This window comes from Mesorhizobium sp. M0833, assembly GCF_040319905.1.
Classification (GTDB): Bacteria; Pseudomonadota; Alphaproteobacteria; order Rhizobiales; family Rhizobiaceae; genus Mesorhizobium.
Genome location: NZ_JAMYOQ010000019.1, coordinates 1 through 21,071, shown reverse-complemented (window position 1 = coordinate 21,071; position 21,071 = coordinate 1). Strand labels below are relative to the sequence as shown.

20 protein-coding genes, 1 tRNA gene and 2 pseudogenes are annotated in these 21,071 nt (G+C 63.7%); 8 read left to right on the top strand and 15 right to left on the bottom strand.

Annotation, left to right across the window (positions count from 1 at the left end; translation table 11 throughout):
• Positions 1-291: 291 nt before the first annotated feature.
• Both NKH98_RS21050 and NKH98_RS21045 read left to right on the top strand, forming a co-directional pair.
• Positions 292-2,061, top strand: a complete 1,770-nt coding sequence (locus NKH98_RS21050) for a glucan ABC transporter ATP-binding protein/ permease (protein ID WP_352901263.1) — start codon at positions 292-294, stop codon at positions 2,059-2,061.
• A gap of 261 nt (positions 2,062-2,322) precedes the next feature.
• Complete coding sequence (locus tag NKH98_RS21045; protein ID WP_352901260.1) at positions 2,323-3,078, top strand: heme ABC transporter permease; 756 nt, start codon at positions 2,323-2,325, stop codon at positions 3,076-3,078.
• A gap of 13 nt (positions 3,079-3,091) precedes the next feature.
• On the opposite strand, the gene NKH98_RS21040 is transcribed toward NKH98_RS21045, so the two are convergent.
• Positions 3,092-4,150, bottom strand: coding sequence for a D-TA family PLP-dependent enzyme (locus NKH98_RS21040; protein ID WP_352901257.1), 1,059 nt, complete (start codon positions 4,148-4,150; stop codon positions 3,092-3,094).
• Positions 4,151-4,291: 141 nt separating this feature from the next.
• Here NKH98_RS21040 and NKH98_RS21035 point away from each other — a divergent pair, with 141 nt between their 5' ends.
• Positions 4,292-4,978, top strand: coding sequence for a D-lyxose/D-mannose family sugar isomerase (locus NKH98_RS21035; protein ID WP_352703198.1), 687 nt, complete (start codon positions 4,292-4,294; stop codon positions 4,976-4,978).
• Between the two features lie 40 nt (positions 4,979-5,018).
• Here the strand turns inward: NKH98_RS21035 and NKH98_RS21030 are convergent, their stop codons facing one another.
• The 7 genes from NKH98_RS21030 to NKH98_RS21000 are packed head-to-tail and all read right to left on the bottom strand — an operon-like array spanning position 5,019 to position 11,337.
• On the bottom strand, positions 5,019-5,369 hold the full coding sequence (locus NKH98_RS21030) for a hypothetical protein (protein ID WP_352901254.1): 351 nt from the start codon (positions 5,367-5,369) through the stop codon (positions 5,019-5,021).
• 17 nt (positions 5,370-5,386) lie between these two features.
• Entirely contained in the window at positions 5,387-6,253 is an 867-nt protein-coding gene (locus NKH98_RS21025) for an RDD family protein (RefSeq protein ID WP_352901252.1), read from the bottom strand.
• A complete protein-coding gene (locus tag NKH98_RS21020; RefSeq protein ID WP_352650541.1) occupies positions 6,240-7,271 on the bottom strand; it encodes a stage II sporulation protein M in 1,032 nt (343 codons plus the stop codon). Before NKH98_RS21020 ends, NKH98_RS21025 begins: the two co-directional genes overlap by 14 nt.
• Entirely contained in the window at positions 7,268-8,575 is a 1,308-nt protein-coding gene (locus NKH98_RS21015) for a DUF58 domain-containing protein (protein ID WP_352901247.1), read from the bottom strand. The genes NKH98_RS21020 and NKH98_RS21015 overlap by 4 nt, the downstream gene beginning before the upstream one ends.
• Entirely contained in the window at positions 8,572-9,528 is a 957-nt protein-coding gene (locus NKH98_RS21010; RefSeq protein ID WP_352703191.1) for an AAA family ATPase, read from the bottom strand. The genes NKH98_RS21015 and NKH98_RS21010 overlap by 4 nt, the downstream gene beginning before the upstream one ends.
• Positions 9,515-10,714 carry a DUF4350 domain-containing protein gene (locus NKH98_RS21005; protein ID WP_352901244.1) on the bottom strand — a complete coding sequence of 400 codons (1,200 nt, stop codon included), beginning with the start codon at positions 10,712-10,714 and terminating at the stop codon, positions 9,515-9,517. Before NKH98_RS21005 ends, NKH98_RS21010 begins: the two co-directional genes overlap by 14 nt.
• On the bottom strand, positions 10,711-11,337 hold the full coding sequence (locus tag NKH98_RS21000) for a DUF4129 domain-containing protein (protein WP_352590445.1): 627 nt from the start codon (positions 11,335-11,337) through the stop codon (positions 10,711-10,713). Before NKH98_RS21000 ends, NKH98_RS21005 begins: the two co-directional genes overlap by 4 nt.
• 90 nt (positions 11,338-11,427) lie before the next feature.
• Here NKH98_RS21000 and NKH98_RS20995 point away from each other — a divergent pair, with 90 nt between their 5' ends.
• Positions 11,428-12,270: a hypothetical protein gene (locus NKH98_RS20995; RefSeq protein WP_352901241.1), complete on the top strand. Its 843-nt coding sequence runs from the start codon at positions 11,428-11,430 to the stop codon at positions 12,268-12,270.
• Between the two features lie 63 nt (positions 12,271-12,333).
• On the opposite strand, the gene NKH98_RS20990 is transcribed toward NKH98_RS20995, so the two are convergent.
• The 4 genes and pseudogenes from NKH98_RS20990 to NKH98_RS20975 form a co-directional block, all read right to left on the bottom strand.
• Positions 12,334-12,996, bottom strand: coding sequence for an N-formylglutamate amidohydrolase (locus NKH98_RS20990; RefSeq protein WP_352901463.1), 663 nt, complete (start codon positions 12,994-12,996; stop codon positions 12,334-12,336).
• Between the two features lie 223 nt (positions 12,997-13,219).
• Positions 13,220-13,951, bottom strand: a pseudogene (locus NKH98_RS20985) (type I glutamate--ammonia ligase); the annotation flags it as partial.
• Positions 13,951-14,421 (bottom strand): hypothetical protein, encoded by a 471-nt coding sequence (locus tag NKH98_RS20980; protein WP_352901238.1) that lies wholly within the window; start codon positions 14,419-14,421, stop codon positions 13,951-13,953. The gene NKH98_RS20980 and the pseudogene NKH98_RS20985, both read right to left, overlap by 1 nt.
• Positions 14,418-15,064 (bottom strand): annotated as a pseudogene (locus NKH98_RS20975) (cysteine hydrolase family protein). The gene NKH98_RS20980 and the pseudogene NKH98_RS20975 overlap by 4 nt, the downstream one beginning before the upstream one ends.
• Positions 15,065-15,303: 239 nt before the next feature.
• Between NKH98_RS20975 and NKH98_RS20970 the strand changes: the two are divergent.
• The gene (locus NKH98_RS20970) at positions 15,304-15,768 is read left to right on the top strand and encodes a translation initiation factor 2 (RefSeq protein WP_352901235.1); all 465 of its coding nucleotides are present in this window, start codon (positions 15,304-15,306) and stop codon (positions 15,766-15,768) included.
• 73 nt (positions 15,769-15,841) lie between these two features.
• Here the strand turns inward: NKH98_RS20970 and NKH98_RS20965 are convergent, their stop codons facing one another.
• The gene (locus NKH98_RS20965) at positions 15,842-16,009 is read right to left on the bottom strand and encodes a hypothetical protein (RefSeq protein ID WP_352901232.1); all 168 of its coding nucleotides are present in this window, start codon (positions 16,007-16,009) and stop codon (positions 15,842-15,844) included.
• A gap of 424 nt (positions 16,010-16,433) precedes the next feature.
• Between NKH98_RS20965 and NKH98_RS20960 the strand changes: the two genes are divergently transcribed.
• Positions 16,434-16,865, top strand: coding sequence for a YybH family protein (locus NKH98_RS20960; RefSeq protein ID WP_352901229.1), 432 nt, complete (start codon positions 16,434-16,436; stop codon positions 16,863-16,865).
• Positions 16,866-17,326: 461 nt separating this feature from the next.
• Here the strand turns inward: NKH98_RS20960 and NKH98_RS20955 are convergent.
• Positions 17,327-17,400 (bottom strand) — tRNA-Gln (locus NKH98_RS20955).
• 118 nt (positions 17,401-17,518) lie between these two features.
• Positions 17,519-18,451, bottom strand: a complete 933-nt coding sequence (locus NKH98_RS20950) for a lysylphosphatidylglycerol synthase domain-containing protein (protein WP_352901460.1) — start codon at positions 18,449-18,451, stop codon at positions 17,519-17,521.
• 328 nt (positions 18,452-18,779) lie between these two features.
• On the opposite strand from NKH98_RS20950, the gene NKH98_RS20945 reads away from it, so the two are divergent.
• Both NKH98_RS20945 and NKH98_RS20940 read left to right on the top strand, forming a co-directional pair.
• Positions 18,780-20,210, top strand: a complete 1,431-nt coding sequence (locus NKH98_RS20945; protein ID WP_352901226.1) for a Ppx/GppA phosphatase family protein — start codon at positions 18,780-18,782, stop codon at positions 20,208-20,210.
• Positions 20,207-20,917, top strand: a complete 711-nt coding sequence (locus NKH98_RS20940) for an RlmE family RNA methyltransferase (protein WP_352823435.1) — start codon at positions 20,207-20,209, stop codon at positions 20,915-20,917. Before NKH98_RS20945 ends, NKH98_RS20940 begins: the two co-directional genes overlap by 4 nt.
• Positions 20,918-21,071 lie beyond the last annotated feature (154 nt).

Here is a 21,071-nt window from a genome sequence, read left to right as displayed (position 1 = left end):
ATTTGCGTTTGACCTTGCTGAATGCCTGCACACGACTTTAGACGTCGTGCCTGGGGTCTTGCTGATTAAAATTGTGGCAGTGCTTTCCAGTTGCCATGATTTTGCCGCAACGCTGACATTTCACCTTTTATCTCAAACTGTTAGACGATCACGGCAAATTTCGAAGCGTCGTCATCTTTTGTTCGCGGAATGGGAACGGAAGAGGTAGACGAGCATTGTTTTGCGACGCGTCAACCGATACGAGTCAAAAAATGACGCACTGCACCATAAATAATTGGCGGAGTAGCTGAAGTGTCACTTCTGCAAATCTACTGGCGAGCCCTTGGTTATCTCGCTGCCGACAGGAAACGCGTTGCGTTTATCTGCGGGGCGAATGTCGCGCTTGCCATTATCGCCATTCTCGAGCCGATTATGTTCGGCCGGGTGATCGATGCCATCTCGGACCGCGGCTCGGTATTCGCGACACTCGCAATGTGGGCCGGCCTCGGCGCGTTCAATATCATCGCCTTCGTTCTGGTAGCGCGCGGCGCCGACCGCTTTGCCCACCAGCGGCGCAGCGAGGTTCTCTGCCAGTCGTTCGAGCGCGTGATCACCATGCCGCTTGCCTGGCATCATCAGCGCGGCACCTCCAATTCCCTGCACACGCTCCTGCGCGCGGTAGAGACCCTGTTCAGCCTCTGGCTCGAATTCATGCGACAGCATCTGTCCACCGCGGTTGCGCTGGTTCTGCTGGTGCCCACCGCGCTCAGCATGGATATCCGCATGTCGATGGTGCTGCTGGCGCTTGGCGCGCTCTATGTCGGCATCGGACGGCTGGTGATGCGGCGCACCAAGGAAGGCCAGGCGGCCGTGGAGCGGCACTACCACAGGGTGTTTGCGCATGTGACCGACTCGGTCAGCAACGTCGCCGTCCTGCAGAGCTACAACCGCATCGGCCATGAGACCGAGGCGCTGAAGCGCTACGTCAAGAACCTCCTCGACGCACAGAATCCGGTGCTCGACTGGTGGGCGATGGCCAACGCGCTGCACCGCCTGTCGTCGACGATTTCGATGATGGTGGTGCTCTTGATTGGCGCCTATCTGGTGACGCACGGCCAGTTGCGCATCGGCGACGTCATCGCCTTTACCGGCTTTGCCACGCTGCTGATTGCCCGGCTCGACCAGATGTCGGCGTTCGCCAACCAGATTTCCGAGGCGCGCGCCAAGCTCGAGGAATTCTATCATCTCGAGGACTCTGCATCCGACGCCGCCGAACCCGATGGGCTGCGCGAACTCGTCAACGTCACGGGGCACGTGCGTTTCGAGAATGTCTGCTTCGAGTTCGGCAACTCCGGGCAGGGCGTCGACGACGCGTCGTTCGAGGTCCAGGCCGGCCAGACGGTCGCCATCGTCGGCCCGACGGGCGCCGGTAAGACAACGCTCATCAACCTTCTGCAGCGCGTCTTTACCCCGTCCAGCGGCCGTATCCTGATCGACGGCATCGACACCCGCACGGTAACCCGCAAGTCGCTGCGCCATTCGATCGCCACCGTATTCCAGGATGCCGGCCTGCTCAACCGCTCGATCGAGGACAACATCCGCGTCGGCCGTGCGGAGGCGAGCTATGACGAGGTCCATGCCGCGGCCAATGCCGCCGCCGCGCAGGATTTCATCCTGTCTAAGAGCGAGGGCTACGACACGGTCGTCGGCGAACGCGGCGGACAGCTGTCCGGTGGCGAGCGCCAGCGCATCGCGATCGCCCGCGCCGTGCTGAAGGACGCGCCCATCCTGGTTCTCGACGAGGCGACCAGCGCGCTCGACGTCGAGACGGAAGATCGCGTCAAGGACGCCATCGACGAGTTGCGGCGCGGCCGCACCACCTTCATCATCGCCCACCGCCTGACCACCGTTCGCGACGCCGATCTGGTCGTGTTCATGGACAAGGGCCGGGTGGTCGAGATGGGCGGGTTCACCGAACTGTCGCTGCGCAACGGCCGCTTCGCCAGCCTGCTGCGCGCCGGCGGCCTGCTCAACGACGAGGAGGTCCGCCGCCTCAGCCATCCGGTGAACGAAGCCGCCTGAGCAGCGCGGCTTGCCTTCTCCCCTTGCGGGAGAAGGTGGCCTCGCGAAGCGAGGTCGGATGAGGGGTGCTCCGGCTTGGCTCAAATCTTCATCCAAAATCCAGACTTCGGCGCACGGCGATCATTGGCGCCTCACTCCGTCCAGCACTCCCTCGTCCGGCTCGACGCTACGCGCCGATCGACCTTCTCCCGCAAGGGGAGAAGAGAGGACGTATCGCCGCTGTGGTTGCCGCAACTCCGCCGGCGGTCTATGTAAGGCCGCATGAGCGACACGACTTCACGCCCCTCCGGCTGGATGGATATTGCCAACCCGACGCGGTTCGTCGGGGTTGCCGACAAGGTCGTGCCGTGGCTGGCGAGCGTCGCCGCCGTCGTCCTCGCTGTCGGTCTCTATATGAGCTTCACGGCGCCTGAGGACTTCCAGCAGGGCATCACCGTTCGCATCATGTATATCCACGTGCCTTTCGCCTGGCTTGCCATGATGTGCTACACGCTGATGGCGGTCTCGGCACTGGGCACGCTGGTCTGGCGCCATCCGCTGGCCGACGTGGCGCTGAAATCGGCGGCACCCATCGGCGCCGTCTTCACCGCCCTTGCACTGATCACCGGTTCGATCTGGGGCAAGCCGATGTGGGGCACCTGGTGGGTGTGGGACGCGCGGCTGACCTCCGTCTTCATCCTGTTCCTGATGTATCTCGGCATCATCGCGCTGACCCGCGCGCTAGACGATGCCGGGCGCGCCGCCTGGGCAGCGGCCATCATAACCCTGGTAGGCTTCATCAACATCCCGATCATCAAATTTTCGGTCGACTGGTGGAACACGCTGCATCAGCCGGCGTCGGTGTTCCGGCTTGGTGGGCCGACGATAGATCCAAGCCTGTTGTGGCCCTTGCTGGTGATGGCACTCGGCTTCACCGTGCTTTTCTTCGCGCTGCACCTGACGGCGATGCGCACCGAGATCCGGCGCCGCCGGGTCATTTCGATGCGCCGCGTTGCCGCGAGGCAGGCCGAGCGTTAGCCAACCGACAGGTTCATTCCATCCGTCCTCGCGCCTTGACTGGGAGCGTCTCGATCACCGTCTCGCCTTCGATCAGATGCACCTCGTCGAACAGGTTGGTGACGACGCAGCAATGGTCGGGCACGACGCGCACGCGCTCGCCGATGCGAAGCTCGGCGCCGCCTGACAGCGTGACGTTGCCGTGCTCTTCGCTGAGGCTGGTCACCCTTGCGCCTGAAATGCCCAGCAGCTCGCCGAAATCGGCGAGCCCCAGCGTATCGCTGGAGAGCGCCTTGCTGCCGGCGTCGAGGATGGCGCGTGTCGGCGTTGGGTGGCTGACCACCGTCGACAGCACCGTCAGTGCGCAATCGTCGAGGCTGCCGACGCCTTTGGCGACCTGGTAGCGGTCGAGATAGATGTAGGTGCCGGGCCGGTATTCGGTAACGACGCTATGCTCGCCGGAACGCCACATATCGGGTGTGCCGCCGCTGGAGATGCGCTCGCAAGCAAGGCCGGCTGCGGCAAGTGCTTGCTGCGCATCGGCGAGCCACGCCTCGGTTTCGGCGGCGCGACCCGCCCCCGGGTAGGTCATCAGGCCGCCGAAGACGAGCCCCCGGACCTTGTCGATCTCGCTCGCCAGCGCGACTGCCTCGCCGGCCGACTGCACACCGCAGCGACCCATGCCGGTGTCGCATTCGACCAGCACCGGCAGGCGGTGGCCGGGATCGGTAAAGGTGGCGGCAAGTCCCATCAGCGTGTCCATACTGTCCGTTGTCACCGACAGCGTTACGCGGCCGTGCAGCGCCTTGAGGCGTTCCAGCTTGGCCCGCCCGAGGATATTGTAGGGCAGAAAGATGTCGGTCAGTCCGGCATCGGCCATGATTTCGGCCTCGCCGATCTTCTGGCAGGTGATGCCGATGGCCCCGGCCGCGACCTGCTTTTTCGCCCAGTAGGGCAGCTTGTGGGTCTTGATGTGCGGCCGGAGCTTCAGCCCGTGCCGGTCGGCATGGGCCTGCGCCCGGGCGATGTTGGCTTCTGCGCGGCGGGCGTCGATCAGGATCGCCGGCGTATCGAGGTCGTCTATGCTGCGCATGGAATGTCACCTTTGGGAATCTGTCGGGACTTATGGCCCTGATCGTCGCCGATGTCATGAGGCCAGAATGCGGTTTACGTCGACACCGGATCGGTGTTCGGTTATGCGCTGTAGGCGCCGCCTGAAGAAGGGATCATGATCATGAAACGCTCCGCCATCAACGACATCATCCGCGACGCCGACGCCTTCATCCGTTCGTTCGGCTACATCATGCCGCCCTTCGCCTACTGGACCCCGGAAGAGATGAAGGCGCACCGGCAGGATTCGGCGGCCATCTTCTCGTCGCGGCTTGGCTGGGACATCACCGATTACGGCCAGGGCAAGTTCGACGAGCTCGGCCTGTTCCTGTTCACTGTTCGCAACGGCCGCTACGAGGACATGAAGAAGGGCATGGGCATGCTCTATGCCGAAAAGATCATGATCTCGCGCAAGGATCAGCTGTCGCCGATGCACCGCCACAACATCAAGGCCGAGGACATCATCAACCGTGGCGGCGGCAAGCTGGTGCTGGAGCTGTTCATGCATGACCGCGATGGCGGCATCGATCCGAAGGCCGAAGTATCGGTGCCTGTCGACGGAACCATCCACAGACTGCCTGCGGGTGGATTGCTGAAGCTCGACCCAGGCCAGAGCGTGACGCTGCTGCCGGGCGTCTGGCACGCCTTCTGGGCCGAGGGCAAGGACGTGCTGATCGGCGAGGTCTCGACCGTCAATGACGATCTCACCGACAACGTCTTCCGCGAGCCGATCGGCCGCTTCGCGGACATCGACGAAGACACAGCACCGCTGCATCTGCTGGTGTCCGATTACGAGAAGTGGGTGGGCTAGGGCAGGAGGTGGCGCTGGTTGGAAATGCCGAAACCGATAACTAGGAGTCCCAATTCAGCTGCTGCAAAAATGTCCGAAAACCGATTGTGCTGTCACTGAATTCGCTCGTGCTATGCAGTGAAAAAACGATATCCACCGTGGGCGGCGCTTCTATTCTCACTATTATTAAACGCACTCCGTCATCCAGGATTTCAACGCCCGTTTCTCGTTTCCAATTTCCTCCCACTTGCTGAAGTCTGGGGGAGGAATCGTCGAATTGCTCTCGCATCGATTCGTCGTTTGGAAAGGGAGTGTCGGTGAGGCTGCTGAATTCTTCCCAGGACCCAGAGACCGCCGCCTGAATTGCGCGATTTATCCTGGATTCCTCAATCGCGCTAATTTTGACCTGCATCTCGTCCCTCCTCCGGTCTAACGCTGATGCTTGTCGGCCCTGCGGTTGCCCAGCAGGAGCTTGCGTTCGAGATGCGCCCGCAACTCCCCGTAATACGCCGTCAGGAATGCGCGTGCGTCATGGGCTTGGGGTGCCGCGCCGATCTTGCGTCCGATCGTTTCGGCAACCGTCCGCAGGGCGAAATAGTCGTCGCGGCGCAGCACCTCCTCCAGCTTGTGGAGTTCAGCAATCCCGTAGGCATCGAGCTGGGCGTGGCTGAACCGGAACGCGCCGGCCGCCGGATCCTGTCGTGCCGACAGGTCTTCAAGCAAGGCGCGCTTCGGCGCCTCGACCACCCAGGTCCCCGCCAACAGGTCGCCAATCCGCATGCGGTCTCGATTGAACAGCGGGAACAAGGCAAACAGCAGCGTCCATACCAGTCCGAAGACCGTCGTCAGCGTGTCGGCAAGGTCGGTCCCGCTGCGTCCGGCGATGATCGACAGCGGCAGGAACACCTCGATCTCGCGCATCAGGTTGCGGGCAATGACCTGGTCGATCGACAGGCCGTCGCTACTGCGCGACGCGACCCGGATGCCGACGATCCGCTTGCCGGGCGTAGCCGCGCGCCGGCCTGCTTCGAAAACGATGAAGTAGGCGTTGCGCAGAAAGAAGATCAGGATGATCCAGACGACGAAGAGCGGCTGAAATCCCTCGCTGCCAAGGCCTCCCACCCCGAACAGCGCGACGATCGTGATCACGATTGCAGCCACGGCGATGAACACGACGTCAAGGAGGAAGGCGGAGGCCCGTGTGCCGGCGTCGGCCAGCCTTATCCGGAGATCGACGCCTTCGGGCGTGATCAGCGGCCGTACGGCCGCGAAGGCGGCGCGCCTACCGATCGCCATGCCGCACCGCCCGGAACAGATAGAAATAGCCGAGCCACAGCGCCAGCATGCCACCGCCAATGGCGTAGCGCGTGACGTCGCTGGTGATGGTCTGCCTGCCAATGCCCTCGAGCAGCCCGGCAAACAGCAGCATGACCGAGACCCCGACCATGGCGTTCGCGGCGATGCGTCCGGCGCGAGCCGCTGCCGCCATGCGCGTCAATTCGCCGGGAAAGGCGATGCTGGTGCCGATGCGCATGCCGGCCGCGCCGGCCAAAGCGATCGCGAACAATTCGGTGGTGCCGTGGATGGCCAGCCAACCGCCGAGCTCCATGCTAAGTCCCTTGGACCAGTAGACTTGGAACAACGCCCCGATCATACAGCCGTTGAACAGCATCAGCAGCACTGTCGGCACCGCGAAGGCGAAGCCAAGGGCGAAGGCCAGGATTGCGACCTGGACGTTGTGCGTGAACAGATAGGCGGCAAAGCCTGAGAGAAAGCCATTGTCGCCATCATAAAGCATGTTGCGCAGCAGTTCGGCCGAGGTGTCGGGGCCGCGGCCTCCTGCCAGGCCGGGCGGGATGATCGCGTCGAACCAGCTCTTGTCGGATGCCACCAGCCAGGCGCCTGCACCAATGCCGATCACCATCAGCGCGACCGACGCCAATGTCTCGCGCCACAGGTCGCGAATGGCCCCGGGCCAGTCGTGCAGGAAGAAATCGGCGAGGCGCTGCCGCAGCCCGCGACGCGCGCCGTAGAGATAGAAATAACCGCGCAGCGACAGCGCTTCGAGATAGCCGACCAGCGCATTGTCGAGCGAGGTTGCGCGCGCCACCGAAAGGGAAGACAGCGCCGATCGATAGAGCAGGGGCAGCGACAGCAGCTCCTCTTCGGAAAGCGTCCGCGGCGCACGCTTCTCGACACGCGCCAGCAGCGCCTCGAATGCCTTCCAGTCGGCCTCGCGCTCGCGGCGGAAGCTGGCCAGCGACTGGCGTACCGCGTCGCCACGTGCAGCATTGTCGACGACTGGCGCCGTCACAGCAAGTCCTCCTGCTTGAACTGCAGATAGCGCTCGACCAGGGCGGGACCCAGCCGATTGTGCTCAGCTTCAATCACATGCGCCCCGAGCAGGCGCAGCCGGCCGATGACGACCTGCCTTTCGCGCAAAAGCCCTCCGGCAACGACCGCGCGGGCAACGTCCTCGCCGGAGCGTGGCGGCATATCGGCCAGGCCCTCCAGTTCGGTGTCCTTCATCAGCATGAACAGCACGAGATGCCGTTCGGTGAGCCGGCCCACGGTGCGCAGCATCAATTCCGCGCTGATCGGATCGACAAAGTCGGTGAAGATGATGACGAGCGAGCGGTGGTCGAGCCGCGCCGCCAGCGTCGTCAGCGCCAGCGTGAAATTGGTCTCCTCGCTGGAATAGTCGATCTCCGCCGCTCGTTTCTGGATCATCGCAAAGTTGGCGGGGCCGCGTACCGCGCCGCTCGAAACGCGCGGCCTTGCATCGAAGCCAAACAGGCTGACCATATCGCCGCCCTTCAGCGCGATGAACGCCGACAGCAAGGCGGCCGTCACGGCCCGGTCCACCTTAGGCACACCGTCGACCGGCTCGCACATCAGGCGTCCGCTATCGATGGCCAGCACGATGTTGTTGTTCTCCTCGATGCGGAACTCGCGCGCCAACAGCTTGCCGTGGCGGGCGCTGCGCTTCCAGTCGATCATCCGCCGGCCCATGCCCGGCTGGTAATCCTTGAGCGCGTCGAACTCGCGGCCTTGACCGGCGCGGCGCTGCGCATGGCCTTCGGCAAGCGCCGCGTGTTGCAGAAGCGTGATCGCCTCGCCGCGGGCGCTGCTGACGTCGGGCAGCACCGCAACCTTGCTTTCCACCGGCAGCACGACCTGGTTCCAGACCAGCCCAAACGGCCCGCGCCAGCGCACCCAAAGACGGTCGAAGCTGGCGACGCCGCGCCGCAGCGCCTGGAAGCGGAGGTTAAGCGAGCCGCCTCCGGCGGTAGGCTGCAAGGCCCCGCCGCTGCCGCTCACCGGCGCCAGACGCGCATCGTGGCCGACGCGGGCCTCAACTGCGCGCGGCCCCGAGTGACGAGCGGTGATTTGCACGCCGAATTCCCCACCGACGCCGACCTGCTGCGGCGCATCGATGCTGGCATTCAGCGATGCCCGTCCGCGCCCCGCCGCGGCATCCACCGCCAGGAAGGCAAGCAGCAGGCAACTCCACAGCAATCCCAGATACCAGAAGGACGGCAATGCCAGCGCGACCAGGAAGGCCGGCACCGCGCCGGCAGCGGCTGCCCACACCGCTCGGCCGCTGGGATAGATCAACGTGGTGCTTCCGTCCGGTCGACCAAGTCGGAGACGATCTGCTCGACCAGGCGGCCATCGATCTGGGCGGCAGGCGAAAGGATGACGCGATGGCGCAGTGCCGGCACCGCCAGCGCCTTGACGTCGTCGGGGATCACATAGGCGCGTCCGTCCAGCGCCGCCCGGGCACGCGCCGCCCGCGCCAGCATGGCGCCGGCGCGCGGGCTGGCTCCGACTTCCAGATCGGCATTTTCGCGCGTAGCCCGAACCAGCGCCGCTATGTAGCCGACGACATCGTCGACAAGGGTGACGGAGCCGACGACTTCAAGCGCCTCCTGCAGCGTCTCGCGGTCCGTCTGCGCCTTGATGCCGTATTGCGCGATGTCGTGCGAGGCGGATCCGCCGCCGTGATGGACGATGATGGCCCGTTCTTCCTCGGGGCCGGGATAGCTGACTCGGTGCTTGAACAGGAAGCGGTCGAGCTGCGCCTCCGGCAGCGGATAGACGCCCTGGTGCTCGATCGGATTCTGGGTCGCGACGACCATGAAATTGCGGCCGAGCGAATGCGTGGTGCCGTCGAAGGTGACCGCATGTTCCTGCATCGCCTCGAGCAGTGCGGCCTGCGTCTTGGGCGGCGTGCGGTTGATCTCGTCGGCAAGCAGGAGATCGCAGAAGATCGGGCCGCGCGTCAGCGTGAACTGCCCGGTCTGGAAGTTGTAGATGTTCGACCCGACGATATCGCCGGGCATCAGGTCCGGCGTGAACTGGATCCGCCCGTAGGCGATCCCAAGCGCCTGGGCGAAGCAGCGTGCGGTCATGGTCTTGGCCGTGCCGGGAGGACCTTCGAGCAGGATATGCCCGCCCGCAAACAAGGCCGTCAGCATCAGGTCGACTGTATCGTGCTGCCCGGTAATCGCCTTGGCAACTTCTTCCCTGATCCGTGTCGCCAGGGCCTTCACATCATCGACGTTCACCGAGCCTCCTTGCCGTCCAGTCGTGCAGCCGTTCTGCTGCCTGTTGCATCTGCGCCAGGTTCTTGGCCTCGCCGGCGGCTTGCGAACGCGTCGTGAAGGCGCCAGCTTGCTCCTTATCGCGAGAGTCGAGCCAGCGGTCGAGCGCTTTGCCTTGCAGTCCGTGCGGTGCCCCGAGCAGCGCGCCGGCGCGCACCCGCATCAAGGCCGCATAGCGGCCTCCCAGCTCATCCAGCCGGCCGGCACGCCGCATGAGCATCGCCGTCGTATCGACCAGCGCACGCTTGCCGAAGGCGATCGCGCGCTGGTCGATACGCGGCGGGCCGAACCGGCCAAGGCCATGCAGGAACGCCAGGGCCGCCGCAATCAGGATCGTCAGTGTCAGCGCCAGGAACGGCGGCTCGACCAGAAGCTTGGCCAGACCATACTTTCGCCCCACGCCGTGCAGCGTCAGATCGAACATCACCGGGCCGTCGTCGGGCTGGAGCAAGGCAATCAGCCCGAGCGCGGCTGCTGCCTTTTCGGGATCCTTGAGGGCGGCGTTGTTGATCAGGTCGGGGTCAGTCAGGATATAGAACGGCTTGTCGTCCAGTTCGGTAAGCACAGCCTTGTCATTGCCGGCTGCGATGAGAGGGTACTTGTCGGCCACCCACTGCAATTCTTCGGGTGCGGCAACCATGTTGCCTTCGATGTCGAGTTGCTTTGCCGTGCTCTGGCCGGCACCGATCTTCGCATCGGCGATGCGGCCAAGCCATTCGTTCACCACCGAACCGGGCAATCGCCCGAATTTCATGTTCCAGCCTTCATGCCCCTGCAGCGGCAGGATCTGCCATTTGGGCAGCACGAAGAGCGTGTTCTGGTCCTGGCGAAGATTGAGGATGTGGTCGAGCGCCTCCTGGTCGCTGTCGGGCGAAATGGTGACGATCAGCAGTGTGTCGGTGCCGAGATCGTCCTCCGTCCGCGCCATGGCCGGCGCCTCGCCGGTGAGCCGCAGCCATTCCACCAGACCGGCGTAGCCGACGCCGCTCTTCGACAGCGGCGTGGCGCCGCCATTGCCGGGTTGCCGGAAATCGGGAGCATAGGTGGACAGCAGGAAGAAACCGGCCGCCGCAAGCAGGCTGGCGAAAATCCCCCAAAACAGTGTCTTTCGATTGAACGGCTCCTGCGCCTCGACCGCCGGTGCGCTCACGTCCAGGCATCCCGGAAGGCGAAACGTTCATAGGCGCCGCGCGCTTGCCGCCAACCTTCTGCGCCGACCGGCCGGCGCGCGAACAGCGCCGCCTCGACGATGCGGGCGATCTCGGTAAACGCATGGCGTGCCCTTCCTGGCAGGGAAGGGGCATTGGCGATGTCGCGCGCGGTGAGCGACGGGCGCAGGAAGTCCGGCAGCCGGCCGGCAATGTCGGCGACGCTGCGCCGAAGCAAAAGGTGAACCGCCTCGTCATAGTCGCCGCGTGCGGCCAACGCATCCGCTTGCGACAACAGGATCTGCGCGGCGCCGGCGTCTGGGCGCCAGGTTTCTTCGTCTTCGACTTCAGGCCGCGCGCGCTGCCACGGCAGCCGCCAGGCGATGCCCTTCACCTCGAGGAAGACCAAAAGCAGGATGATTGCGACGCCCGATATCACCGCCCCCCAGAACAGATAGATCATGTAGGGGCCGAGCCACGACAAAAAATCCTGCAGCGGTTTCAGCCACTCGGGCGGCTTCGGCGGCACATAGGCCGGCAGGTCGAACTGGATCGACTCATCGGCGATCAGCTGCTTGTGCAGATTGGTCAGCCGTTCGGCTTCCGCTGTGCCTGGCTGTGCCACCGCCACCCGCTCCCCTGCAACTGTGGTTCCCAGCCGACACTGACAATACAGCGGAACAATTGCAAGTGGGCTGGACGGCGACGGTTAATCTTGGCAGAATTACTACCAGAGCGCCGTGATACTGTTACGGCGAAACACCGGGGGGAAATCATGGCTTCAACGACACTGGAACGGCCTGAGAAATTCGAGATCGGCAGGGTGTTCAACAACAGCTTCGCCGTAATCGGCCGCAACATCGGCTTGTGCCTTGGGCTCGCGCTCCTGTTTTCAGGCTTGCCGGCGATTATTCTTCGGCTGTGGAGCCAACCGCAAATAGATGCGGTTCTGCAGGGCGACCCCGGCGCCGCGGCCGATCCCTCTATGATGTTTCAGAATTCATGGATTACGGTTATTACGGGATTGCTATCGTTCGTTTTCGCGCTGCTGCTACAATCGGCGCTGGTGCGGGCGTCTATCGAGGACTTGAATGGCAAGCGGCCGACGTTTGGCGACTGCATTCAGATAGCCATCCGCAATTTGCTGCCGACCCTTGGTATTGGCCTGCTCGTCGGCCTGGGTGCGGGCCTGGCGTCGATAGCCTTGCTGGTTCCCGGCATCATCTTGTGGCTCGGATGGTGCGTGGCGGTGCCGGTTCTGATCCAGGAGCGGCTTGGCGTGTTCGGTTCGATGTCGCGCAGCCGTGTCCTGACCAAGGGCAACCGCTGGCCGTTATTTGGCCTGTTCTTGATCCTGATGGTCATCGCGATGGTCATCCAGTGGGTAATGCTGGCAGTCATCGTCATGTTTGGCGGGATCATTGCAGATGTGTTGGCAGCCTTGGTGTCGACCGTACTGTCGATGGTGCTGTCGGTTGCCACGGCGGTCAGCTATGTCGAGCTGCGTCAGGTCAAGGAAGGCACCAGCGTCGAAGAACTATCGCAAATCTTCTCCTGAGGACGGTGGAGGCTTTTCACCGACGGCTCGGCTCTCGCGTTGCGCTCGAGCAGCCGAGCTTGGTCACAACGCCTTTGTCTGCTGCGCCGGCAACGCTGCGGCCAGGCGCTTCGCCCATTCCTCGATGCCGGAGCGGCTCGCCAGCAGGTCCTGCCTGATCTCGATGAGGACGGCCGGAATGCCGCGATCGTCGCCATGGACCGGTATGGCGTAGTCGCCGTTGCGGCTGATCACGTAGGGCTCGTTTGCCGCGACATTGAGCGCACCGTCGATGTTTAGGCCGGCAAGCACTGCCTGGCCGAACTCGATTGCCTGGTCGTACAGCACGCCGGCGTGCCAGGGCCTGCCAACACCGAGGAAGACCGGCGTGAAGGAGTGGATCGTCGCGATCCGCGTCGCTCTGCCCTGCTTCGCCCGCTCGTCGAGATGGGCGGCCACGCGGTCATGAAACGGCGCGAACATGATTTCGGCGCGCCGGTTCCGTTCCGCCGGGTCGAGGCCGACATTGCCGGGGATGTCCGTGTCCTCCGATTGCACCGGAATGCTGCCGCTGGAACCAAGCGGCCGGTTGAGATCGATCAAAAGCCGCGAATAGGAGCTGAGGAAAGCCGGAGCATCGAGCAGCTTCGACAGAAGGCGGGTCACTGCGGCGGCGCCGATATCCCAGGCGATGTGGCGCTGCAAATGGCTGCTGTCGAGACCGAGCCGCGCGTACTCGGCCGGGATGTGATTGGACGCGTGCTCGCATATCAGAACAATATCGGAACGCCCCGTTTCGTTGATCGCTTCGACCGCTGGAGGTCAACCCTGAGGCAGGATGGCGCTGGCAAGCTGTACAGCCATACAGCGTCCGGTAGAGATCGCAGACAGCCACTGGATCGAGACCGGCGAGGCGCTCGGTCTCATGCCGCTTGAGGCCGACAAAAGTCTCGACGAACACCGGCGCGAACCATCCTGTCACGGTCTTGTCGGCGACGAGCGCGTCGAGTGCCGCCGGAAGGGTTTCCGGCAGCCGCACGAGGCCAAGCTTCTTGCGCTCGGCCGCGCTCATCTGCGTCGGGTCGCCGGCGACTAGCGGCGGCGCCGGCAGCTTGGCCTTTAGCCCTTCCAGCCCGGCGCGCACGATCGCAGCCAGCGACAGATAGGGATTGCCGGTGGCGTCGGCCGCCCGGTATTCGATGTTGTACTGCCGCGCCGGATCGCGCCCGCCGATCGTCACCGTCGGGCAGATACGCAGGCTCGCCTCGCGGTCGCGATCGGCAAGCCAGGTGTAGGACGAACTCCAGCTGTGCGGCTTCAGCCGGTAGTAGGACGACACACTTGCCGCCGTCATGGCGGTGATTGCGGGCAGATGGCGCAGCACGCCGGCGCAGAACGAAGCGGCCTGGCTGGAGAGGCCGCCCGGCTGGGCCGGATCGTAGGTCGCCGGCTTGCCGGCCTCGTCGACGAAACTGAAATGGATATGGACGCCGTTGCCGACGGCATCCGGCGCGATCTTGGGCGCGAAGCTCGCCCGCCACCCGGCACACCGCGCCACTTCGCGCGTGATCTCGCGGATGGCGACGGCCCGATCGGCCGCGGCAAGCGCATCGGTTGGCCCGCACGTCACCTCGAACTGGTCGGTGCCGAATTCGGCGATCACCACTTCCGGCGCGACGCCGGCTTCCGCCAGCGCCGCCATCAGATTAACGGCGAATGGGTCGCGCGGCGCAGTGCTGCCAACGACATCGAATGAGCCGGGCCAAAGTCGTCCTCGATATGGAATTCATGCTCGAACGCCGCGATGACGGAAAGTCCGGCCGGCGCCTTCAACTCGGCCAGCGCATCGCTCAGCATGGTCCGCGTGCAGCCGACCCACGGGCTGCCGTCGAGTTCGATAATGTTGGCGGCGACCATGTCGAAAGGCGTCGCCGATCCGCTCAGCGCCGTGCGAAACCGCGCGTTGAGATCGGGAACGAGCCGCACATCGCCGGACGAACCCCACGGATTGGGGTCGACGATGGAGTTGAACGGTGTCAGCGACAGATTGGCCTGCAGCCAGCCGACGCCGGTCGCAGCGATCTTCTGCAGCTTGCTTTCGACGACCGAGCGGCCGCGCGTGATCGCCGAAAGGTCGGTGGTGACGACGGCAACCAGCGGTTCGACGGTCATGCAGCTTTTCCCAAGGCTTCGAAACGGCCCGTAACGGTGGCGGTATCAGCGACCCAGCAATAGCCGCCGAAGGCTTTTAGCGCGCCGTCATGACGCTCCTGCGAGACGGCGGCGCAGACGTCGGATACGCAGGTGACGAGGTAGCCGCGATCGGCGGCATCGCGCACCGCCACGTCGACGCACTGGTCGGTCATGATGCCGGCGACGATCAGATAACGCGCTCCGAGATTCTTCAAGACATAGTCGATGTTGGTCGAGTTGAAGACGCCCGACGACGTCTTCGGCAGCATGATCTCGTCGCCGACCGGCGCCAGCGACGGCACCGGCAGGCCTTCCGGCCGGCTCGGCGCGATATGGATCGGCGTCAGCTTGTGGTCGAGCGAGCAGTCGCGGCCGTCTTCGGTCAGGCTCTGGATGATGGTGTGGAAGACCTCGACGCCGTTGGCCCGCGCCGCCGCCAGCAGGCGCTCCTGGTTGGGGATCGTTTGCGACGCCGTCTGCCGGTAGAAATGTGATCGGCACCGCGCTCCGGATGCGCCGGATCGGCGCCGGGCTCGAGCCAGACCCGTTGCATGTCGACCAAGAGCAGCGCGGTCTCGCCAGCCCGGAACGGCTCGTTTCGTTTCGGCAGTGGTGGCGTCATGCTCGGGGTCCTGTCAGTAGGTAATCGAAATCGTGCACTCATCTAATTGCGTCGTTGTCCTCCGCACCGCGAGATCACGGCACCCACATTGCACAGGATCGGGAGCGCAGGAATCGTCCTTTGACAGAATGCTCGTTTACAATTAACGCCGCGCCCCTCCAGGCTTACTGTCGCCTTTCCGTAAACTCGCTTGCGCGCGCCTCAACGTTGCGCCAATAGTGCAGCGGGGGGACTTTCAAATGAAAATCTATCTTTGTGCTGCCTTGGCGGCAACAGTCGCCATATCCGGCTGCGCGTCGGTGGTGCGTGGCACAACCGACAAAGTCTCTATCAATTCTGACCCGCCGGACGCTGCCATAAGAACCTCACTCGGTCATTCATGCCCAGCTTCACCTTGCACCGTCGAAGTAAGTCGGAAAGAGAAGTTCACCGCTTTTGCCGAGAAGGAAGGCTATAAGCCGGGCAGTATTTATATCGGCACAGCCATGAGCGGAAAGGGCGCCGCAGGTCTCGCCGGCAATATCCTGCTCGGCGGCGTAATAGGAGTAGGCGTGGATGCGGTTACGGGTGCGACCCTCGACCATTCTCCGAATCCCGCACTCATAACCTTGGTCCCGGTCGACGCGCCCGGCGAAAGTACCAAGGCGGTCGTTCCTCCGCCTCCACTTCCGGCAAAGAACAACACCTCGCACGCCGGGGTTTAGTCGGCTCCTGCAAGCAACGCTCTGATTTCATCTAGGAAATCGTTGGCTGGGAACCTGGAATCAGGACTTGCCTTCATTTCTTTTTCGCATCGTCGCCGCCGTTCGGGGCTTTCCGCTTGCGGGGCGGACGCAGATTGTCGAAGCCCATGTAGTGGTCGGCATCCGACGTGTTCCAGCTGCCGGCCAGATAGATGATTGCAATGACCGCGGCGAAGAGCAGCAAAACATAGATCGTATCCATATATCCTATGTAGCGCGCAGGGGTCGGTCAGCCACCACCATGGATACGGTGACAGTGCACTATTTTCTTTTCGCCGTTGCCTCGTTTTCCGGGTTTCACGGCTTTGCCGATTTGCCCGGCGATGCTCGGCCCACGCGTGCGTCGAAAACCGCGACATCGGCGACGCGGCAATACTCGATGAGCAGTTCTTGTGGAACACATAGTCTTCGGACGTGAAAACACTTTGGCTCGCCCGTACGCTGCTGGGATGCGGCAGACCGGGAACGCCGGCAAGTTGCACCATGCGGCGGGGCGACATGGTAAAAAGTGCACTCACCGTAATTCTGATCTATACTCCGGACACCAGCCCGAACGCCTACGGCAAGGCGAAGGGCGGATGAAGCGCGTGATAGAGTTCTCTTTTTAGTCATGTGGCGATGTTAAGATGTTAGCCTCCGACCTGACGAATTTTATCGAGCAGGATCATCTGGCTCTGGATGCCTTCGTAAAGGGCGATCCTGAGCCCCTGAAAAGCCTCTACTCGCGACAGGACGACGTCATTATTGCCAATCCCTTTGGCCCGCCGGCGAAGGGATGGAGAAAGGCCGCTGAGACCATGGAACGGGCCGCCACCAATTACCGGCAAGGCAAGGCCATCGGCTTTGAGCGCATCTCGGAGTATGCGACAGCCGACTTGGGATACATCATCGAGGTCGAGCGGTTCCAATCCAAAGTCGGTGGTGGCAACAAGCTGGTGCCGATTGCGCTTCGAGTCACTACCATATTCCGGCGCGAGGAAGGCGCGTGGAGGATCGTCCTTCGTCATGCCGATCCGATAACCTCGGCACGCCCGCCGACGTCCGTTGTCGGGAAGTAGAAGGGTTGCCGGAGGGGTTTTAGGAATTACGGTGACGGTGCACCATTTCTTTTCCCCGCCTGCCTCGTTTTCCGGGTTCTCACGGCTTTGCCGATTTGCTCGGCGATACTCTCGGCCCAAGGGTGCACCGAAAAACCGTAACATCGGCGACGCGGCAATGCTCGATGAGCAGTTCTTGTGGAACACCTCGGACGTGAAAACACTTTGGCTCGCCCGTCCGGTGCCGGGGGATGCGACAGACCGGGAACGCAGGCAAGGTGCACCATGAGGCGGGGGCGACATGGTAAAAAGTGCACTGTCACCGTAATTCCGTACGCTCAACTCTTGATGTGCACCATCTCGTGCGAGATCCGACGCTGGCGAAAAGCGCCAGCCCAAAGCTCGAGGGGAATAACCAACCAAGTACCCAACTGACACTAGCGGGTCGGGTCTGAGCAGCCGGAAATGTGAGTGAAATCAACTGGCTGGGGAACCTGGATTCGAACCAGGACTAACGGAGTCAGAGTCCGTGGGTCTACCGTTAACCTATTCCCCAGCAGGCGCGGCTATTGAAACCGCGCGGGCAGGGCGGCGATGCCGCCGCGCGGCCCTTGTAGCCGCCGCCGGAAAATAGTCAACCCTGTGTCTGGGTTCAATTGTTGGCTTCCGGCGCCTCAACTCTCACCCCTGCTGTATTGCGAGTGCTCGAAAAACAGCACCACACCGAGCGCGATCAGCAGCGGGATGATCAGGTAGAACAGGCGGAACACCAGCAGCGCCGCCAGTACGCCGACCTGGTCCATATGTGACAAGCCCGCGAGGAACACCACCTCGAACACGCCGAGCCCGCCCGGCGCATGCGAGATCTGCGCGATCGAGAACGACACCAGGAAGACGCCGAGCACGACGAAATAGCCGGGATTGCCGACGGCGGGCAGGGCGAAGAAGATGATCGCCGCCGCCGCCAGCAGCTCGATCGGGCCGACCAGCAATTGCCGCGCCACGATCGGCAGCGCCGGGTAGTGCAGCTGAAAGCTGCCGATCCTCAGCGGCCTCAGATGCAGCCAGCTGCCGAAGACATAGGCCGCCACCACGAGCAGCATTGCGAGCCCTGCCGCCTGCGCCAGCCGGTGATGCGGCGTGCCGGAAAACCGGTCGATCACCTCGGGCTCGAGCAGCAGGACGATGCTTGAGACGAACAGTGTCGACAGCACGAAGGTGATCCAGCAGATCGCCACCAGAACGCCGACATCCTGCCCGGTCAGGCCCTTGGTACCATAGGCGCGGTAGCGGATCACCGCACCGGAAAACACCGAGCCGCCGATATTGTGCGACAGCGCGTAGGTGGTGAACGAGCAGAAGGTGACGAACAGCCACGACACTTTTTTGCCGATGTGCAGAAGCGCGATGTGGTCGTAGCCGGCGAGCGAGGCATAGGCGACGACCGAGCTCAGCGCCGCGAGCACCCAGCCGCGCGCCGGGATGGCGACGATGCCGTCCCAGACATCGTCGAGCGAGATGCCGCGCAATTCGTGCAGCAACAGCCACAGCGAGAACACCACCGCGGCGACGCCGATGACGGGCCAGAAATAGCGGCTCCAGTTCATTGCCTGACGATCATGCGTTGCAGCCCGTACCCGGTATCCGGTTCGCAGCAGGAAAACCGCCCGCGGTCCCGAATGGTTCATTTCAGAAATGCCTCATTGAAGCCGGCTATTCAACCGGGAAGGCGCGTTGCGGCGCTGGCGTCTTTCCTTCTCCCACAAGAAGGGGAGAAGGGATCCCCAACGTCGTCGCCTTCATGCCGTCGGCAAGAATTCGGCCCTTGCACTCTTGGTGATCCGGCCCGGCGCTGATAGTCTGGCCGCAACTTGAACATGTAAAAGCGCCTGCTGCGTCCGGTCTCCGGTTCGCGCGGCGCCGGAAGGAACGACAGTGGAAGACCACGAAGCCGGCGCTGGTGCGCCGGAAGTGGGCGTGTCCAGGGGTTCGCCGCCGCCATCCGGCCAGGCAAACCCAGCCGCCGGACGCTACGGCCGTCAGGTGCAGCCCCGGTCCGGCAATGGACAGGCTGGCGACACGTCGCACGATCACAAGGGTCAGAACGGCCCGCATCAGAACGGCAAACCCAAGAAGCGGCGCAAGCGGCGGCGCGGGCGCAAGGTTTTCGCACGCGACGAGGCTCGTCCGATGATAACAGGCACTTCGGTGCCTGCCGCCGGCGGGGCCCCGGCCGCTCGCCAGCCCCAGCCAGCGGCTTCGATCGCGCCCCAGTCCTCGATCGCGCAATCGGCTTCAATCGCGCAATTGCCTCCAGCCTTGCCAAGGCCGGGGCAAGGTGCCCGCACGCCGCCACCGCTGCAGGAATTGCCGGTGTTTGCCGCGCTCGACCTCGGCACCAACAATTGCCGTCTGCTGGTCGCGGTGCCGACGCGCCATGGCCAGTTCCGCGTCATCGATGCGTTCTCGCGCATCGTCAGGCTGGGCGAGGGCCTTACCGCCAATGGCCGGCTTGGCGAGGCTGCAATGGACCGCGCGGTCGAGGCGCTGAAGATCTGCGGCGACAAATTGCGCAACCGCAAGGTCAGGAAGGCCAGGCTGATCGCTACCGAGGCCTGCCGCACCGCCGCCAACGGCGTCGAGTTCCTCGAACGCGTCGAGCGCGAGGCCGGCCTGAAGCTCGAGATCATCGACCGCCAGACCGAGGCGCGGCTGGCGGTGTCGGGGTGCGGCTCGCTGGTCGAGCGCGACACGCAAGGCGTCGTGCTGTTCGACATCGGCGGCGGCTCGTCCGAAATCGCGCTGATCGACCTTACCGGCCACCGCTCGCCAAGGCTCGCCAACCATATCGTCTCGTGGACCTCGCTGCCGGTCGGCGTCGTCTCGCTGGCCGAGCGTTTTGGCGGCCGCACGGTGACGCGCGAGATCTTTGGCGCCATGGTGGAGGATGTCGCAATACGGCTGCGCGCCTTCGACGGGCGCGACCGGCTGAGTCACCTCCTGTCCAGCCCGAAATTCCATCTGCTCGGCACCTCGGGCACGGTGACGACGCTTGCCGGTGTCCATCTCGATCTCGAACGTTACGACCGCCGCCGCGTCGACGGGCTGTGGATGGACCGCAACAGCGTCGATCGCATGGTCGAAAAACTGGTCGGCTGGGATTTCCAGCAGCGCGTCGCCAACCCTTGCATCGGCGCCGACCGCGCCGACCTGGTTCTGGCCGGCTGCGCCATATTGGAGGCGATCCGTGCCGTCTGGCCGTCCGAACGGCTGCGTGTCGCCGACCGCGGCCTGCGCGAGGGCATACTGAGCGAGTTGATGGCCGATGACGGCGTCTGGCGCAACAGCGGGCGGGGCCGGCAATGACCAAGAAACCGGAAAGACCGAGCTCCGCCGGCATTCGCGTGCTGAAGACGAAGATCAAGAAGAAAAGCGGGCTGAAGGAATCGTCGCGCCGCTGGCTGCAGCGCCACATCAACGATCCCTATGTTCAGCGTTCGAAGGCCGACGGCTATCGCTCGCGCGCCGCCTACAAGCTGATCGAGATCGACGACAAGCACCATCTGCTCAAGCCCGGCATGAAGGTGATCGACCTTGGTGCGGCACCCGGCGGCTGGTGCCAGGTCGCCGCCGCCCGTACCAAATCTACCGCGGAACGCCCAAACGTCGTCGGCATCGATTACCTGGAGATGGACGCGGTGCCGGGCGCGCCGGTGCTGCTGATGGATTTCCTCGATCCGCAGGCGCCTGAGAAGCTGGCCGAGACGCTGGGCGGTCAGCCGGACATCGTGCTCTCCGACATGGCCGCACCCACCACCGGCCACAAGCGGACCGACCACATCCGCACCATGCATCTGTGCGAGGTGGCGGCCGATTTCGCGCTGTCGGTATTGAAGCCGGGCGGACATTTCCTCGCCAAGACGTTTCAGGGCGGCGCCGAGAACGAATTGCTGGCGAGACTCAAGCGGAATTTCCGCTCGGTCCATCACGTCAAGCCGCCGGCCTCGCGCGACGAATCGGTGGAGCTGTATCTCTTGGCGAAAGATTTTAAAGGCGGAAACGGCACGGCGTGAAAATCGCTCTGTAGCGGTCCTCCGCGCCCCCTCTGTCCTGCCGGACATCTCCCCCACGAGGGCAGGGGAATCGCATATGGCGATTTTGGGGTTGAGTTTAGGCTGAGAAAGGATTCTTTGGAGAGGCAGTTGAGCGAAGGAGCGACTGCCATTT

Coding starts and splice junctions, on each gene's coding strand:
- NKH98_RS20970 (WP_352901235.1), top strand. CDS start 15,304: ATGAAAATCTATCTTTGTGCTGCCTTGGCGGCAACAGTCGCCATATCC.
- NKH98_RS21045 (WP_352901260.1), top strand. CDS start 2,323: ATGAGCGACACGACTTCACGCCCCTCCGGCTGGATGGATATTGCCAAC.
- NKH98_RS20965 (WP_352901232.1), bottom strand. CDS start 16,009: ATGGATACGATCTATGTTTTGCTGCTCTTCGCCGCGGTCATTGCAATC.
- NKH98_RS20960 (WP_352901229.1), top strand. CDS start 16,434: ATGTTAGCCTCCGACCTGACGAATTTTATCGAGCAGGATCATCTGGCT.
- NKH98_RS20980 (WP_352901238.1), bottom strand. CDS start 14,421: ATGACCGTCGAACCGCTGGTTGCCGTCGTCACCACCGACCTTTCGGCG.
- NKH98_RS20950 (WP_352901460.1), bottom strand. CDS start 18,451: ATGAACTGGAGCCGCTATTTCTGGCCCGTCATCGGCGTCGCCGCGGTG.
- NKH98_RS21040 (WP_352901257.1), bottom strand. CDS start 4,150: ATGCGCAGCATAGACGACCTCGATACGCCGGCGATCCTGATCGACGCC.
- NKH98_RS21025 (WP_352901252.1), bottom strand. CDS start 6,253: ATGGCGATCGGTAGGCGCGCCGCCTTCGCGGCCGTACGGCCGCTGATC.
- NKH98_RS20940 (WP_352823435.1), top strand. CDS start 20,207: ATGACCAAGAAACCGGAAAGACCGAGCTCCGCCGGCATTCGCGTGCTG.
- NKH98_RS21035 (WP_352703198.1), top strand. CDS start 4,292: ATGAAACGCTCCGCCATCAACGACATCATCCGCGACGCCGACGCCTTC.
- NKH98_RS21030 (WP_352901254.1), bottom strand. CDS start 5,369: ATGCAGGTCAAAATTAGCGCGATTGAGGAATCCAGGATAAATCGCGCA.